Annotated in this window: 13 protein-coding genes; 8 read left to right on the top strand and 5 right to left on the bottom strand. The window is 63.3% G+C overall.

Annotated elements, in window-relative coordinates; genetic code table 11:
• Positions 1-80: 80 nt before the first annotated feature.
• Together X750_RS155230 and X750_RS155235 are read left to right on the top strand one after the other, a co-directional pair.
• On the top strand, positions 81-1,304 hold the full coding sequence (locus tag X750_RS155230) for a lytic murein transglycosylase (RefSeq protein WP_023744196.1): 1,224 nt from the start codon (positions 81-83) through the stop codon (positions 1,302-1,304).
• 102 nt (positions 1,305-1,406) lie between these two features.
• Positions 1,407-2,612, top strand: coding sequence for a DUF459 domain-containing protein (locus X750_RS155235; protein WP_023695706.1), 1,206 nt, complete (start codon positions 1,407-1,409; stop codon positions 2,610-2,612).
• Here X750_RS155235 and X750_RS155240 read toward each other — a convergent pair.
• Both X750_RS155240 and gltB read right to left on the bottom strand, forming a co-directional pair.
• On the bottom strand, positions 2,609-4,063 hold the full coding sequence (locus X750_RS155240; RefSeq protein ID WP_023671207.1) for a glutamate synthase subunit beta: 1,455 nt from the start codon (positions 4,061-4,063) through the stop codon (positions 2,609-2,611). The genes X750_RS155235 and X750_RS155240 overlap by 4 nt on opposite strands.
• Positions 4,064-4,203: 140 nt before the next feature.
• The gene (gene gltB / locus X750_RS155245) at positions 4,204-8,955 is read right to left on the bottom strand and encodes a glutamate synthase large subunit (protein WP_023747134.1); all 4,752 of its coding nucleotides are present in this window, start codon (positions 8,953-8,955) and stop codon (positions 4,204-4,206) included.
• A 509-nt stretch (positions 8,956-9,464) separates the two neighbouring features.
• Here gltB and X750_RS155250 point away from each other — a divergent pair.
• Positions 9,465-10,514: a low specificity L-threonine aldolase gene (locus tag X750_RS155250; RefSeq protein WP_023686416.1), complete on the top strand. Its 1,050-nt coding sequence runs from the start codon at positions 9,465-9,467 to the stop codon at positions 10,512-10,514.
• Between the two features lie 18 nt (positions 10,515-10,532).
• On the top strand, positions 10,533-11,429 hold the full coding sequence (locus tag X750_RS155255; protein WP_023747133.1) for an MBL fold metallo-hydrolase: 897 nt from the start codon (positions 10,533-10,535) through the stop codon (positions 11,427-11,429).
• On the opposite strand, the gene X750_RS155260 is transcribed toward X750_RS155255, so the two are convergent.
• Complete coding sequence (locus X750_RS155260) at positions 11,426-12,190, bottom strand: sulfite exporter TauE/SafE family protein (RefSeq protein ID WP_023695702.1); 765 nt, start codon at positions 12,188-12,190, stop codon at positions 11,426-11,428. The two genes, X750_RS155255 and X750_RS155260, sit on opposite strands and share 4 nt — an antisense overlap.
• 157 nt (positions 12,191-12,347) lie before the next feature.
• Complete coding sequence (locus X750_RS155265) at positions 12,348-12,815, bottom strand: Hsp20 family protein (RefSeq protein ID WP_023671202.1); 468 nt, start codon at positions 12,813-12,815, stop codon at positions 12,348-12,350.
• 458 nt (positions 12,816-13,273) lie between these two features.
• Between X750_RS155265 and X750_RS155270 the strand changes: the two genes are divergently transcribed.
• From X750_RS155270 to X750_RS155280, 4 genes are all read left to right on the top strand, one after another.
• The gene (locus tag X750_RS155270) at positions 13,274-14,233 is read left to right on the top strand and encodes an alpha/beta hydrolase (RefSeq protein WP_023683237.1); all 960 of its coding nucleotides are present in this window, start codon (positions 13,274-13,276) and stop codon (positions 14,231-14,233) included.
• A gap of 164 nt (positions 14,234-14,397) precedes the next feature.
• On the top strand, positions 14,398-14,568 hold the full coding sequence (locus X750_RS1000000166345) for a hypothetical protein (RefSeq protein ID WP_023683236.1): 171 nt from the start codon (positions 14,398-14,400) through the stop codon (positions 14,566-14,568).
• Positions 14,569-14,571: 3 nt separating this feature from the next.
• The gene (locus X750_RS155275) at positions 14,572-14,811 is read left to right on the top strand and encodes a DUF1127 domain-containing protein (protein WP_023683235.1); all 240 of its coding nucleotides are present in this window, start codon (positions 14,572-14,574) and stop codon (positions 14,809-14,811) included.
• A 125-nt stretch (positions 14,812-14,936) separates the two neighbouring features.
• Positions 14,937-15,767 (top strand): AraC family transcriptional regulator, encoded by an 831-nt coding sequence (locus X750_RS155280; RefSeq protein WP_023683234.1) that lies wholly within the window; start codon positions 14,937-14,939, stop codon positions 15,765-15,767.
• A 12-nt stretch (positions 15,768-15,779) separates the two neighbouring features.
• Here X750_RS155280 and hisN read toward each other — a convergent pair whose 3' ends face one another.
• Complete coding sequence (hisN, locus tag X750_RS155285; RefSeq protein ID WP_023747132.1) at positions 15,780-16,553, bottom strand: histidinol-phosphatase; 774 nt, start codon at positions 16,551-16,553, stop codon at positions 15,780-15,782.
• Positions 16,554-16,848: the final 295 nt, after the last annotated feature.

Genomic DNA, 16,848 nt, shown 5'->3' with positions numbered 1-16,848 from the left:
CAGGCGCCGCCTATGGTAAACCAATTGCTAACCCGGTTCGGCGATGAATGGTCTTTCCTGAGATAGAGAAAGGGGAAAATATGTCCGTTCGCAGTGCCGCAAAACTCTTTACCAGCGTGCTGACGGCGGCCAGCCTCTCGCTCGCCTTGCTGATGCCGGCCGGACCGGCCTTCGCCGATGCCGGGTTTCGGCAATGGGTCGCCGGCTTCCGCGCCACGGCCGTGGCGGGCGGCGTTTCCGGCGCGGTCTACGACCGAGCGTTCCGGGGCATCAATGAGCCCGACCCGGTGGTGCTGGAAAAGGCACGCACCCAGCCCGAGTTCACCGCGCCCGCCTGGGACTATTTCGACAACCGCGTCCACGACCAGTCCGTTGCCGTCGGCCAGCAGATGGCCAGGAAATGGAAGCCGTGGCTGGACCGGATCGAAGCCAGGTTCGGCGTCGACCGCTACATCCTGCTCGCCATCTGGTCGATGGAATCGAATTATGGCGAGATCCTCAAGCGCGACGACATCATGCGCAATGTCATCCGCTCGCTGGCAACCCTCGCCTATGGCGACGCCAAGCGTTCGAAATTCGCCCGCACCCAATTGGTCGCCGCGCTGAAAATCCTGCAGACCGGCGACATCGACGAAAGCCACCTGATGGGCTCCTGGGCCGGCGCCATGGGCCAGACCCAGTTCATCCCGACCAGCTACCAGCATTATGCCGTCGACATGGACGGCAACGGCAAGCGCGACATCTGGAATTCGATCCCCGATGCGTTGGCGACATCAGCCAATCTGCTGAAGAAGAATGGCTGGCAGGGCGGCAAGACCTGGGGCTACGAGGTCACCATTCCAGCCGGCAAACTGCCTGCCGGCTCGAAGACATTGGCGCAGTGGCAGGCGCTCGGCGTCGCCAGGGCCAATGGCAAGCCGTTCAAGAACGCAACCGACAAGGCGACGCTGAAAGTGCCGGACGGCCGCGGCGGACCGGCATTCCTGATGATCAAGAACTTCTCCGTCATCAAGGCCTACAACAACGCCGACAAATATGCCCTGGCCGTCGGCCTTCTTGCCGACGAAATCGCCGGCTCTAATGGTCTGGTGCAGGACTGGAAGCGGCCCTTCACCAAACTGTCCTTCGAGGAAAGGCAGGAGTTGCAGAAGCGGCTTTCGCAGCACGGACTTTACGACGGCAAGTTCGACGGCAAGATCGGTGACGGCACGAAAACCGCCATCATGACCTATCAGGCAACGGTCGGCTTGACCCAGGACGGGTATCCGAGCATGGAAGTGCTCAAATGGCTCAGAAAGAAATAGAGCCGGCGACGGCAGCTTGCATTTGCGACGCAAGGGATGCCGTAGCATCGGTCTGTGCATGATCCCCTGCAAGGGCCATGCACCAAGGGATGGAGAGGGTGCTTGGTTTCGGCAGCGCGTATCCGTGTGATCGTTTTCCGCTTGCCGATCCTCATTCTGGCCATCGTCGTCCTGGCGACGGGGGTCGCCGGCAGTTTCCACACACCGGCTTTGGCGCAGGAGCAACCGCAGAACCGCGGCTGGTCGCTGCGCGACCTTCTGTTCCCGCGCCGCAGCGAACGCATCGAGCCGCCGCTCGACGTCCGCAAGGCAAAGCCGAAGGTCAAGAAGAAGCCCCGTGCACCCGTTGAACCTTCCGCTCCGATTGTCGAGAAGACACCGGATGCCCGCGTCGTTCTGGTGATCGGCGATTTCATGGCCAACGGCCTGGCCGAAGGCCTCGAAACAGCCTTTGCCGACAATGCCAACGTCAGGATCGTCGAGCGCGCCAACGGTTCTTCGGGTTTCGTGCGCGATGATGTCTACAATTGGCCCGAACAGGTCAAATCGCTGGTCGAGACCGAAAAACCCTCCGTGGTCGTCGTCATGCTCGGCTCCAACGACCGCCAGCAGATGCGCGTCAACGATGTGCGCGAGCAGCCGCGCTCCGAGAACTGGACCAAGGAATACGAACGCCGGACCGAAGCCTTGGGAAAGGCACTGGCGGCGACCAAGGTGCCTTATCTGTGGGTCGGCATGCCAGCCTTCAAGACGCCGAAGATGACCTCCGACATGCTCGCATTCAACGACATCTACCACTCGGCTGCCGAGAAGAACGGCGGCGAATTCGTCGATGTCTGGGATGGGTTCGTCGACGAGAACGGCGCCTTTGTCTCGACCGGCCCCGACATTAACGGCCAGGCCGTGCGGCTGCGCTCCGACGACGGCATCAACGTCTCGAAAGCCGGCAAGCGAAAGCTCGCCTTCTACACCGAAAAGCCGCTGGCCAAGATCCTCGGCCTGGCAGCGCCGGGAAGCGTGGTGACGGCTGCCGCACCGGCCGGCGCCCCGGTCGAGGCGCCGTCGCTGCCCGCCGCCCCGATCGTGGTCGACCGCACCGTTCCAATGCTGCTCAACGATCCGGCGCTCGACGGCGGTACCGAACTTCTCGGTGCGGCGGCGGCGCCGAAAGCCAATCCGGATCTACCCGGCGAAAAACTAATCCTCGAAGGCAAGGCGCCCGAGGCCTCGCCCGGCCGCGCCGACGACTTCTCGTGGCCGCCCAAGGCCGCTGCCGCGACGGATACGACGACGGCGATCAATCGTTAACGGGGGAGTACCGTCGACCCCATCAGCGCTTCATCGATCGAGCGCGCGGCCTGGCGGCCTTCGCGGATCGCCCACACAACCAGCGACTGGCCGCGGCGCACATCACCTGCGGCGTAGAGCTTGTCGACGCTGGTCTTGTAGTCGCGATCGTTGGCTTCGACATTGCGGGAACGGCGGCTGTCGGTAGTGATTTTCATCTCACCGTCCAGCTCTTTCGCGACGCCGGCGGCAGCCGGTCCGGCAAAGCCGATGGCGATGAAGGCGAGGTCTGCACGGATGACGAATTCGGTGCCGGCGATCGGCTTGCGCTTCTCGTCGACTTCGCAGCATTTGACGCCGGTCAGTTGGCCGTCCTCGCCGATGAATTCGAGCGTCGCCACCTGGAATTCGCGCTCCGCACCTTCGGCCTGTGAGGACGAGGTGCGCATCTTGGTCGCCCAGTAAGGCCAGACCGAAAGCTTGTCTTCCTTCTCCGGCGGCTGCGGGCGGATGTCGAGCTGGGTGACGCGCACCGCGCCCTGGCGGAAGGCGGTGCCGACGCAGTCGGACGCGGTATCGCCGCCGCCGACGACGACGACATGCTGGCCGCCGGCGATGATCGGATGCGACGGCCAGGCCACCGACTGGATCGGCTCGCCGCCGACGCGACGGTTCTGCTGCACCAGATAGGGCATGGCGTCATAGACGCCGCCGAGATCGTCGCCCGGAATGTTGGCCGGACGCGGCGATTCCGAACCGCCGCAATAGAGCACCGCATCGTATCCGGCGAGCAACTCTGCCACCGGCTTATCGACGCCGACATTGACGCCGCAATGGAAGGTCACGCCCTCGCCCTGCATCTGCTCGATGCGGCGGTCGATATAGTGCTTCTCGATCTTGAAGTCGGGAATGCCGTAGCGCATCAGCCCGCCGGGACGGCTCTCACGCTCATAAACGCTGACCTCGTGGCCGGCGCGGCCAAGCTGCTGCGCCGCCGCCATCCCTGCCGGACCGGAGCCGATGACAGCGACCCGCTTGCCCGTCTTCTTCTCTGGCGGATAAGGCCGGATATGGCCGGTTTCATAAGCCTTGTCGGCGATTGCCTGTTCGACAGTCTTGATGGCAACCGGAATGTCCTCGAGGTTCAGCGTGCAGGCTTCCTCGCAGGGCGCGGGGCAGATGCGGCCGGTGAACTCGGGGAAATTGTTGGTCGAATGCAGGTTGCGGATCGCATTGTCCCAGTCGCCATTGTAGACGAGGTCGTTCCAGTCCGGGATCTGGTTGTGGATCGGGCAACCGGTCGGCCCGTGGCAGAACGGGATGCCGCAATCCATGCAGCGCGCCGCCTGTTTCTCGACCTCCTTGTCCGACATCGGCAGCGTGAATTCACGAAAATGCCGGATGCGGTCGGAGGCCGGCTGGTACTTGTGCACCTGCCGGTCGATTTCGAGAAAGCCTGTTACCTTGCCCATAGTCCAGTTCCTGCTGTCCAGATGGTGCGGTTTTCGCACCCGTTAACCCCTTGAGGCAGCCGTGGCAACCTTGCATCCGAGGTCAAACTGTCGCTGAAAGTTCCGCCGGGAAGCCTGCGCCTCCCGGCAAGTCGAAAAACCTATTCCGCCGCCACGCCCATGCGCATGCGTTCCATCTCGATCAGCGCGCGGCGGTATTCGACCGGCATGATCTTGCGGAATTTCGGCCGGAAGGTCGTCCAGTCGTCGAGTATCTCGCGGCCGCGTACCGAACCGGTGAAATGGACGTGGTTCGAGATAAGCTGGTAAAGCCGTTCCTCATCATGGGTGGTCATGTCGCCCGAGACGTCGACGCGACCCTTGTGGTCGAGGTCACCGCCATGATGCAGCAGCCTTTCCATCAGATCGTCTTCTTCCGGAACCGGCTCCAGCTCGACCATCGCCATGTTGCAGCGCGCGGCGAAATCGCCGGCCTCATCCAGAACATAGGCCACGCCGCCCGACATGCCGGCAGCGAAGTTGCGACCGGTCTGGCCGATGACGACGACGATGCCGCCGGTCATGTATTCGCAGCCATGATCGCCGACGCCTTCAACGACGGCGGCGACGCCCGAATTGCGCACCGCGAAGCGCTCGCCGGCGACACCTGCGAAATAGGCCTCGCCCTCGGTCGCGCCATAGAGGACGGTGTTGCCGACGATGATCGATTCCGCCGCGACGATCCTGGACTCCTCCGGCGGCCGGATGACGATGCGTCCGCCCGACAGGCCCTTGCCGACATAGTCGTTGGCCGCACCGACGAGATCGAACGAGATGCCGCGCGCCAGGAAGGCGCCGAACGACTGGCCGGCGGTGCCGGTCAGCTTCACCTGGATCGTGTCCTCGCGCAGGCCCTTGTGCCTGAAGCGCTTGGCGACTTCGCCCGACAGCATGGCGCCCGTGGAGCGATCGACATTGCGGATGTCGACCTCGATCTTGACCGGCTGCTTGCTTTCGAGCGCGGGCTTCGCCACTTCGATCAGCTTGCGATCGAGTACATCGTCGATCGGGTGTTTCTGCCGTTCGGTCCAGTGCACCGCCTCATGCGGCGCGTCCGGCTTGAAGAACATCTTGCCGAAATCGAGCCCACGCGCCTTCCAATGCTGGATCATCTCGCGCTTTTCCAGCAGGTCGCTGTCGCCGATGATCTGGTCGATATGGGTGTAGCCCATCTCGGCCAGCAGCCCCCTCACCTCTTCCGCAACGTAGAAGAAGAAGTTGATGACATGCTCGGGCGTGCCCTTGAAACGCTTGCGCAGAACCGGGTCCTGCGTCGCGACGCCGACCGGGCAGGTGTTCAAGTGGCACTTGCGCATCATGATGCAGCCGGCCGCGATCAGCGGCGCGGTCGAGAAGCCGAACTCGTCGGCACCGAGCAGCGCACCGATGATGACGTCGCGCCCCGTGCGCAAGCCACCATCGACCTGCAGCGCAACGCGCGAGCGCAGCCCGTTCAGCACCAGCGTCTGGTGCGTCTCGGCTAGGCCCATTTCCCACGGGCTGCCGGCATGCTTGAGCGAGGTCAGCGGCGACGCGCCGGTGCCGCCATCATAGCCGGAGATGGTGATGTGGTCGGCGCGCGCCTTGGCGACGCCCGCCGCGACCGTGCCGACACCGACTTCCGACACCAGCTTTACCGAGACATCGGCCGCCGGGTTGACGTTCTTCAGATCGTAGATCAGCTGCGCCAGATCCTCGATCGAATAGATGTCGTGATGCGGCGGCGGCGAGATCAGGCCGACGCCAGGCGTCGAGTGCCGGACCTTGGCGATGGTGGCGTCGACCTTGTGGCCGGGCAGCTGGCCGCCCTCACCGGGCTTGGCGCCCTGCGCGACCTTGATCTGCATGACATCGGAATTGACGAGATACTCGGCGGTGACGCCAAACCGCCCCGAGGCGACCTGCTTGATCGCCGAACGTTCGGGGTTCTTGCCGCCGCCGGGCAGCGGCAGATAGCGGTCGGCCTCTTCGCCGCCCTCGCCGGTGTTCGACTTGCCGCCGATCTGGTTCATGGCGCGCGCCAGCGTCGTGTGTGCCTCGCGCGAGATCGAGCCGAACGACATCGCCCCTGTCGAGAAGCGCTTGACGATATCGGCCGCCGACATCACGTCCTCTATCGCCACCTTCTTGCGGCCGGTCTCTTCCGCAAGCTTGATCCTGAACAGGCCGCGTATGGTCTGGGCACGGGCCGTCTCGCTGTCGATCTGCGCGGAATACTCCTTGAACGTCTCCCACGAGCCCTGGCGCACGGCGTGCTGCAAGGTGGCGACGGCGTCGGGCGACCACATATGGGCTTCGCCGCGCATGCGGTACATGTACTCGCCGCCGACCTCGAGGCTGTTGCGCAGCACCGGATCGTTGCCGAAACCGTCGGTGTGGCGGCTGAGCGTCTCAGCCGCGACCTCGTCCAGGCCGACACCTTCGATCAGCGTCGCTGTGCCGGTGAAGTACTTGTCGACGAAATCCGACTTCAGCCCGATGGCGTCGAATATCTGCGCGCCGCAATAGGACTGGTAGGTGGAGATGCCCATCTTCGACATCACCTTGAGGATGCCCTTGCCGATCGACTTGATGTAGCGCGAGACCACCTCGTAGGCGTCGACCTCCGCCGGCAGTTCGCCACGCTTGTGCATGTCGAGCAGCGTATCGAAGGCAAGGTAGGGGTTGATCGCCTCGGCGCCGTAGCCGGCGAGACAGCAGAAATGATGCACTTCGCGCGGCTCGCCGGATTCGACGACCAGGCCGACGGCGGTGCGCAGACCCTTGCGGATCAGGTGATGGTGCACCGCAGCCGTCGCCAGCAGTGCCGGAATGGCGATACGGTCGGGACCGACCTGGCGGTCGGACAGGATGATGATGTTGTAGCCGCCGGCAACGGCCGCCTCGGCGCGCTCGCACAGACGCTCGACGGCGCCCTGCATGCCGGCCGCGCCCTCGCTCGACCCGTAGGTGATGTCGATGGTCTTGGTGTCGAAACGGTCCTCTGTGTGGCCGATCGAGCGGATCTTTTCCAGATCGCCATTGGTCAGGATCGGCTGGCGCACTTCGAGCCGCTTGCGGCGCGAATTGCCGACCAGGTCGAAGATGTTCGGCCGCGGCCCGATGAACGACACCAGGCTCATCACCAGCTCCTCGCGGATCGGGTCGATCGGCGGGTTGGTGACCTGGGCGAAATTCTGTTTGAAATAGGTGTAGAGCAGCTTCGACTTGTCCGACATCGCCGAGATCGGCGTGTCGGTGCCCATCGAACCCACGGCTTCCTGGCCGGTGGTCGCCATCGGCGACATCAACAGCTTGGTGTCTTCCTGCGTGTAGCCGAAAGCCTGCTGGCGATCGAGCAGGCTGACATCCTTGCGCAGCGCGCGCGGCTCGACCGGCTTCAGATCCTCGAGGATCAGCTGCGTGTTGTTGAGCCAGGTCTTGTAGGGATGCCTGGTGGCGATCTCCGACTTGATCTCCTCGTCGGAAATGATGCGGCCCTTGGCGAGGTCGATCAGAAGCATGCGGCCGGGCTGCAGCCGCCACTTCTTGACGATCCTCTCCTCCGGCACCGGCAGCACGCCGGCCTCTGACGCCATGATGACGCGGTCGTCGTCGGTGACGATGTAGCGCGCCGGGCGCAGACCGTTGCGGTCGAGCGTGGCGCCGATCTGGCGACCGTCGGTGAAGGCGACCGCGGCCGGCCCGTCCCACGGCTCCATAAGGGCTGCGTGGTATTCGTAGAAAGCCTTGCGGTCGGCATCCATCAGCTTGTTGCCGGCCCAGGCTTCCGGGATCAGCATCATCATGGCGTGGCTGAGGCTGTAGCCGCCCTGGAACAGGAATTCGAGCGCATTGTCGAAGCACGCCGTGTCGGACTGGCCGTCATAGGAGATCGGCCACAGCTTCGAGATGTTGTTGCCGAACAGTTCGGAATCGACCGAGGCCTGGCGCGCCGCCATCCAGTTGTTGTTGCCGCGCACCGTGTTGATCTCGCCATTATGCGCGACCATGCGGTACGGGTGCGCCAGCTTCCATGACGGGAAGGTGTTGGTCGAGAAGCGCTGGTGGACGAGGATCAGCGCGGTCTCGAAACGCGGATCCGACAAATCCTTGTAATAGGCGCCGACCTGGTAGGCCAGGAACATGCCCTTGTAGACAATGGTGCGCGCCGATAGCGACACACAGTAGGCGCCGATATCCTTGTTGTTGTTCTCGGCGTAGATGCGGCCGGAAATCACCTTGCGCAGCAGGTACAGCCTGGCCTCATATTCCTCGTCATCTGGAATGTCTGATGTGCGGCCGATGAAGACCTGGCGATGGAACGGTTCGGAGGCCGCAATATCGGGCGCCTTCGACAGCGATGAATTGTCGACCGGCACGTCGCGAAAGCCGAGCAGCGGCAGCCCTTCTGACTGCGCCGATTCGGCGATGATCTCTTCGATATGGGCGCGCAGTGCCGCATCCTGCGGCATGAACCAGTGGCCGACGCCGTATTGGCCTGCCGCCGGCAGTTCGACGCCCTGGGCCGCCATCTCTTCGCGGAAGAAATGATCGGGGATTTGCACCAGCACGCCGGCGCCGTCGCCCATCAGCGGATCGGCGCCGACAGCGCCGCGATGCGTCAGGTTTTCGAGCACGAAGAGCCCGTCCTTGACGATCTGGTGCGACTTCACGTTCTTCATGTTGACGATGAAGCCGACGCCGCACGCGTCATGCTCGTTGCGCGGATCGTAGAGACCCTGCGCGGCCATACCGTTGCCGGTCAGGCCGTTGGTGGTTCGGCCTTCTTTGGTCAGAACGGTATTTTTAACGGCTGCCGCTTTCGTCTGCGCGGCCTGGCCGATAATCGCAGATGGCGTCAGTTCCGTCATCGTCCTGTCCTCCGATCCGGCCCCTTGCACGTCTAGCATTTGGGGCGCTGGTCTACCTTGGGAAGCGACTGGCTTCCGCTCTCATTCTTGCGGCACGTCTTTTCGAAATCCTTGGCGGACCGTGCGGTGCACCGCCGGTTCGTATCCGGTATCGTACAGGCCACAGCCGAGCCGTCTACCCGTCGCTCGCGGCAACGGCCGGAGTGGCCCAAATGATACGCCAATCCAGCCTGACTTGTGCGACAAAATAAGACAGCACTACTGTCCTAAATTTTTATGGCAGAAATCCTGGGCGCACACAAGACCGATTCACCAAATTCTTGGACGTTTGGCGACAGAAAATTACGTCGGGCGCTGTTGAAACGAAATTTCGGTCCCGGCACTCCTTCGTGATCGCCTTTGGCTTTACCGCTTTTTCAGCCCTTGGCCCTTGCGCGTCAAACCCCGAAACGGCCATGGTCGCGCTCTTGTCGCAACCAGACTTTCTCAACCAGGCAGGGACTTTCCTGATGTTCTTTGCATCCGACAACTGGGCGGGCGTCCATTCCAACATTGCCGCCGGGCTGTCAGCCAATGCTGGCGGCTTTTCGACCGCCTATGGCGATGGCGATCTCGACCGGGCCGTCTACCAGCGTTTCAGCGAGATCTTCGAACGCGAGGTCGCGGTGTTCTTCGTCGCTACCGGCACGGCGGCCAACTCGCTGTCCCTGGCCGCTTACAACAAGCCCGGCGGCATTTCCTTTGCGCACCGCGAATCGCACATCATCGAGGACGAATGCGGCGCGCCGGAATATTTCAGCGGCGGCTCGCGTCTCCATGCTGTCGACGGCGCCCTGGGCAAGATCGATCCGCACAATCTTGAACGCGCCGTCGCCCGTTTCGCACCCGAAATCGTCCATTGGGGACGCCCGACGGCCGTCTCGATCACCCAATCGACCGAAGTCGGCACAGTGTACGGGCTCGACGACATTTCCACCATTTCGGAGATCGCCAAACGCTTTTCCCTGCCGCTGCATATGGACGGCGCCCGTTTTGCCAACGCATTGGTCGCGCTTGAGACGACGCCGGCCGAAATGACCTGGAAGCGCGGCGTCGACATCGTCTCGTTCGGCGGCACCAAGAACGGCTGCTGGTGCGCCGAAGCGGTGGTGCTGTTCGATCTAGACCGCGCCAAGGAGTTGTCCTTCCTGCGCAAGCGCGCCGCACAGCTGTTCTCCAAGTCGCGCTTCATCGCAGCGCAGTTCGACGCCTACTTCACAGACGGCCTGTGGCTGGACACGGCCCGTCATGCCAATGCCATGGCCGCGCGCCTGGCGGCTGCGATCGAGGATTCGGCAACGGCGAAGCTCGCCTGGTTGCCGCAGGCCAACGAGGTGTTCGCGGTGATGAAAAAGGCGGAAGCCGAAAGGCTGCAATCCGTCGGCGCAGCCTTTTACGACTGGCACAGGCCGCACGGCTTCGACGGCCATGTCGGCGAGGACGAGTTGCTCTATCGCTTCGTCACCAGCTTTGCCACGACTTCAGATGAGGTCGATCGCTTCGGCCAGATGATCGCCTGAACCCGCGAGACCGCGCCAATGACAAAGCCACCTCTCGGCTCAACCATGCGGCTGGTTCGCCCGGCGCCAAACGTGCTCGGCTTCTACGATGGCCGCGTTGACGGCGTTCGCGCCTGGTCGGACGAGCCGAACTGGCTGGACGACGGCGCCTATGCCCTCGGCATCTGCACCTATGCGATCGTCGATGGTTCGCAGGCGCTTGTCTACGACACGCATATTTCGCTGCCTCACGCGCGCTTCATCAGGCAGACGCTCGAAGACATGGGCGCAACATCGATCCGGGTCGTGCTCAGCCACTGGCATGACGATCATATTGCCGGCAATGAGGTGTTTCAGGATTGCGAGATTATCGCCAACACGCTCACCGCCTCGGCGCTCGCGAACAACCGGGCTGAGATCGAAAGCGGTGTTCCACCGATCAAGCCTCTCGTGCTGCCGAACAGGACCTTCGCAGGCAGTCTTGACCTCGCCGTTGGATCGATCGCCGTCGAACTGCGTCAGGTCGAAATCCACAGCCATGACGGCACGGTGCTGTTCATGCCCGAAACCGGCCTGCTCCTGGCGGGCGACACGCTCGAGGATCCGATCACCTATGTCAGCGAGGCGGATCGGCTGGCGCAACATCTGGTCGATCTCGAACGCATGGCCGGCTGGTCGATAGACCGCATCTTGCCCAATCACGGCTCGCTCGAAGCGATTGAGCGAGGCGGCTACGACAAAGGCCTCATCGCCGCGACGCAAGCCTACGTTCAAAAACTGCTTCGCTGCCGGCGTGAGCCTGATCTTGCGAAGCAGGATCTGAAAACCTGCGGCGCCGACATATTCGCCACGGGCGCGGTCGAGTACTTCGCGCTGTACGAGCCCGTCCACCGGCAAAACGTCGAGGCCGTTCTCGCAACCGGCACCGATCGCTAAGCAAGGAAAGGCCGCGCCAAAAGCTCGAGGCCAAGCAAGATCAGGAAAACAAGAAACCAGCGCCGGAAGGTCGCCGGGCTGATCCGCTGCCGGAGCAACTGTCCGAGCCACATGCCGAGCAAGGCCGGCGCAACCGCCAGCGACGACATGGCGACATGCCCGACCTGGAACGCGCCGTGCGAGGCAAGGCCGGCAGCGAGCGCGATCGTCGACACGGTGAAGGACAGGCCGAGCGCCTGGATCAGATCGCCACGGCTCAAGCCCAGCGCCTGAATGTAAGGTACAGCGGGCACGACGAACACGCCGGTGCCGCCGGTGACGATGCCGGTAAGGAAACCGACGATGGGCGACGACCAGCGCTCGGCTGACGCGGGAACCGTCAACTGCCGCGCCAGCAGCGTATAGACGGCATAGACGATCAGCGCCGCCCCGAGGCCGGCCGTCGTCCATTTGACATTGTCGCTGGCCAGCAGCCATGAGCCGGCCAGCGTGCCGGCGACGATGCCGACCATCATCAGCCACAGCCGCCTGAGGATCCATCCGAAGCTCGGGCCGGCAAACAGCTGCCAGATATTGGTGACGAAGGACGGCACGATCAGCAGCGAAGCCGCGGCGACCGGCGGCATGATTGTGCCCAGCAGCCCCATCGCCAACGTCGGCAGTCCCATACCGGTAACGCCCTTGACGATGCCGGCCAGCAGGAAGGTCACCGCAATGGTTGCCGTTAGGGCCAGGGAAAAATCAGCCGAAAGATCAGACATCGCCCTTCATGGGAAGACGGCGCCCGCCGCAAAAGAGCCAGAACTCTTCGGTTGGGGTGACAGAGGCTGCGGCGAAAAAAAGCGGCGCCTCGCGGCGCCGCTTTCGTCTCGGGAGGAGACGCTTTCAACCTTGGGCGTTGTGACGCCGCCCTCTTGATCACGCGGCGTTCTTGGCCTCGATCTGCTTGGCGTTGGCCGAAGAGGCGGTAATCGCGATCTTGCGCGGCTTCAGCTCCTCGGGGATGTTGCGCTTAAGGTCGACGAAAAGCAGGCCGTTCTTCAGGGTGGCGCCGACGACCTCGACATGGTCGGCAAGCTGGAAGCGGCGCTCGAACGAACGCGAGGCAATGCCGCGGTAGAGCAGCTCGGAGCCTTCGCCATTGCCCTCTTCCTTGCGCTCACCCTTGACGGTCAGCACGTTGCGGTGGGCTTCGATCGAAATCTCTTCGTCCGAGAAGCCGGCAACCGCCATCGAGATGCGATAGGCGTCCTCGCCGGTGCGCTCGATGTTGTAGGGCGGATAGGTCTGCGCGCCATCGGGCTGGGCCAGCGAGTCGAGCATGGTGAACAGGCGGTCGAAGCCGACGGTCGAGCGATAGAGCGGGGAAAAATCAACGTGACGCATGAGGTGTTCTCCTGTTGAGCAACATGTTTGCGTGTGGCCGGTGCGAAACCCTGGAAAGGCGTTTCGGGTGGACCAGCAGCCCCGACATCGGCGGCTGCATCCGACATTTGGGGAGCGCAAAAGCGCATTTCAAGGATTTTTGAAGAGCGCCAATCGAGGCGTCGATGAACGGCAGATGAACCGCTGCTTCGGCGCCCGTTCAGCCGGCCGGCGCTAGAGTGCCCCCAGGATAAAGAACCAGGCGGCGCCGGATGAAAGCGCCGCGACGAGGCCGACCGGGTGTAACGTCCCTTCCTCCCGGATCGACAGAGGCCGGAAGCACGCCGCCGCAGGCTGCTTCCGGCCTTGCTTGTTGTTCGTCCGCCCCCTTGGCGTCCTCCCTTTGCTTTTCATCCATTGGCGTCTATCACCATGCCGACGCCCTGCCGGGTGAGACACCACGAAGACGCAAGCGCCTAATGACGGATCTCTTCCATCCCACGCCAGGCAATCCGCCGCCGCAAAATGTCGCCGGCGGCTTTTTCACCACGCGCGACGGCAAGAAGATCCGCTACGGCCTGTTTGCCGCGGTCACCCGGCCGCTGAAAGGCACCGTCGTGCTGCTGCCCGGCCGCAACGAGTGCATCGAGAAATATTTCGAAACCATCCGCAACCTGACCGACCGCGGCCTCGGCGTCGCCACGCTCGACTGGCGCGGCCAGGGCGATTCCGACCGGCTGATCGCCGACCCGCAACGCGGCTATGTCCGCTCCTTCTACGATTACACCGGCGACCTCGAACAGTTCTTCGAGGACATCGTGCTGCCCGACTGCCGCGGCCCGTATTACATCCTCGCCCATTCGATGGGCGCCGTGATCGCGCTGCTCGCGGCGCCGTCGATGGTCAACCGGGTGCGTCGAATGGTGCTGATTGCGCCTTTCCTGACGGTGCCCGACTCGCCCGTGTCGGCAAAAATGGCGCGCCGCGTCTGCTCGGTATTGTGCTTTCTCGGCTTCGGTCGGCTCTACGCCGCCTGGGGTCCGCGTCCCAGGGAAACCCTGCCCTTCGCCCTCAACAAGGTGACATCGGACCCCGGGCGCTATCAGCGCAACACGAAAATCTACGAGCACTATCCGCAACTGGCGCTCGGCGGGCCGACGATCCGCTGGCTGCAGGCGGCAATCAAGGCAGGCGAAGCCATCAGCGAGCCCGACTTCATGGCCAGGATCCAGGTGCCGCTGCTGATGATCGCCGCCGGCGCCGATCAGGTCGTCTCGACCAAGGCCGTGGAAGCCTACGCCAGGCGTCTGCGCCTCGGCTCGCTGCTGATGATCGATGGCTCGAAACACGAGATCCTGCAGGAGGCCGATGTCTATCGCGAGCAGTTGCTCGCCGCCTTCGACGCCTTCATACCCGGCAACGACGACCCCACAGCCTGATGCCACCGGCGCTGCATGTTGCGGCGCCTTGAGCTTGCGCCTGCTGACAGCCTTCTGTCAGGAGCAGCGTCGGCAGCACACAAAGAGCTAAAGATTCTGACAGCCGGTGCCGCCCCGGAATGCTCATCTCTCCGTGTCGAACCGAACGCCAAGGAGATGACGTCATGACCGAGAAAACCTGCGCTGCCTGCGATTGCCAGCTGGACGCCAATCCGATCCGCGTCAAGGTCGGCGGCAAGACCGTCGAGGTCTGCTGTGAGGAATGCGCGATTGCGCTGAACGAAGCCGGCGCATCAGTGGCCGGCGCATCAGTGGCCGGCAACGGGGAAGCCTGAGCGATGCGCCCCGATCATGCAGCGGCGGCGCAATGCCTCGCACATCAGCCGACAACTCAAACCGCGACGTTCCGGCGGTCCTTGCGGACACAAGGCATCGCGGCGGCCAACTGGATCGGCCGTCAACTGGAAAGGCGCCGAAGCCGCCTTGCCTTGCTCGAAATGACCGACGAACAGCTCAAGGACATCGGCCTGTCGCGCAGCCAAGCTCACTGCGAATACATGCGCCGTTTGTGGGACTGAGCCATGGCCGTACGAAGGGCCCGACAGGTGAAGTCTCCTGACAGGTTTGGACAAGCCAATCGCCTAATGTGCCGGAGCAGCTTTCGGCGCAAGGGTAGAATGCAACGGCCATGTCTCAGCTCACCATGTCGCAGTTCACGGTACAGACGCTTCTGGACACCGGCACCGTCAGGGTGAGGGATGTCCTCTGCAGCGGCGAATGCCGGCACAAGAGCGAAGAAGAGTGCACCGCTGCCACGCATCTTGTGTTTCCCTATCGCGGCGTCTTCGTGCGCCATGTCGGCCGCAACGATGCGGTCGCCGAAGCCAACCAGTTGTTGTTCTTCAACAACGCCGAAGGCTACCGGATCAGCCATCCCGTCGAGGGTGGCGATTCCTGCCTCGATCTCGTTGTCGAGGAGGCGCAACTGCAGGAGCTGACGCCGAAGGAGCAGTTGCGCTCGGGCAGCGCCGTGGCGTTTCGTCGTCAGCGCCGCCGCATCGACCCGCGGGCTCAGGCGCTGGTGGCGGTGCTGCGCTACAGCCTGAGCCGCAACATTGCCGAAACGCTGGAGGCCGAAACCCTGGCGCTGACGCTGGTGCGGCGCTCCCTCGGCGAGAGCACCTCGCATGCCGCCGGCGCCAGCGCTGGCCGGCAGAAGCTGGTCGATCGCGCCAAGCTCGTCCTGTCCTCGGATCTTTCGCGGCGCTGGACGCTGGCCGAGATCGCCGCTGAAGTCGGGGTATCACCGGTTTATCTCACGCAGGTTTTCCAGCAGGTCGAGGCGATGCCGCTCTATCGCTACCATCTGCGCCTGCGGCTGGCGCGCGCGCTCGACCTGCTTGGCCGCTACGACAATCTGACCACGCTCGGCCTGGACCTCGGCTTCTCCAGCCACAGCCATTTCAGCTCCGCGTTCAGGCAGGTCTACGGGCGAACGCCGGCGGAATTCCAGCGCTCGATCAAGCCGCGCTGATCGGGTCGACTATCAGCCCCGCAGGGCTGCCATTGCAGCCGCATGAAGCTCCGGCGTTGCGGCGGCCAGGATGTCGCCGCCCTTTTCCGCCGGACCGCCCTCGAATGTGGTGACGACGCCGCCGGCCTTTTCGATGATCGGGATCAGCGCCACGATGTCGTAGGGTTTCAATCCGGGATCGGCGACGATGTCGACGCTGCCCGAGGCAATCATGGCAAAGGCGTAGCAATCGGCGCCGTAGCGGGCGAGCTGGATCTGTTCCTCGAACGCGTCGTAGCGGGTGCGCGCCTCGCCCTTGAAAAGCGCCGGCGTGGTGGTGAACAAGGTCGCCTCGTCAAGCTTCGTCCTCTTGCGGGTCGACAGCTTCCGCGGCCCACCGGGGCCTTGGTAGTGGGAGCCGGAAGCGTTGGCGTAGAACAGCTCGCCGGTGAACGGCTGCGCCATCATGCCGGCGACGGCGTCACCGTCGACCGTCAACCCGACCAGCGTTCCCCACACCGGCAGGCCTGAGATGAAGGCGCGGGTACCATCGATCGGATCGATCACCCAGACATGCCTTGAGGAGATGTTTTCGCTGCCATGTTCTTCGCCAAGGATACCGTGATCGGGATACTCAGCCGAGATCAGCGCCCGAATGGCGCGCTCGGCCTCGCGGTCGGCCTCGGTGACCGGGTCGAAACTGCCTTTTTCCTTGTTGTCCACGGCGCCCTGTGCGCGGAAACGCGGCAAGGTTTCAGCCGCCGCTGCTTGCGCGATCCGGCGCATGAAATCGATGCTGATGTCCACGTGATTCTCCCGCATTACAGAGTGCCAACCCGGTCTGCCGGCACTTTCCCGCCAAAACAAGCCGGTTTATCGATTTATCAGAGACATCAGCGTTGCTGAAATGTCACACATCGGGACCATCGAAACGCATTTTCACATCAGAGTGAATTAAAAAAGCGTGGGATCGATTGACATTTGTGCATCGCACAATAAATTTGTTCTCGGACAGGTTTTCCTGTCCATGCCCTCCTTGGGCGTTTCCTCCCTAGACTTCGACCGTGTCGTGCAAACGATGCGGTCTTTTTTTACGCTGCGG

The sequence above is a fragment of the Mesorhizobium sp. LNJC391B00 genome (assembly GCF_000502535.1).
Classification (GTDB): domain Bacteria; phylum Pseudomonadota; class Alphaproteobacteria; order Rhizobiales; family Rhizobiaceae; genus Mesorhizobium.
The sequence above is the reverse complement of the archived record's forward strand: the minus strand, read 5'-3'. Positions and strand labels throughout refer to the sequence as shown.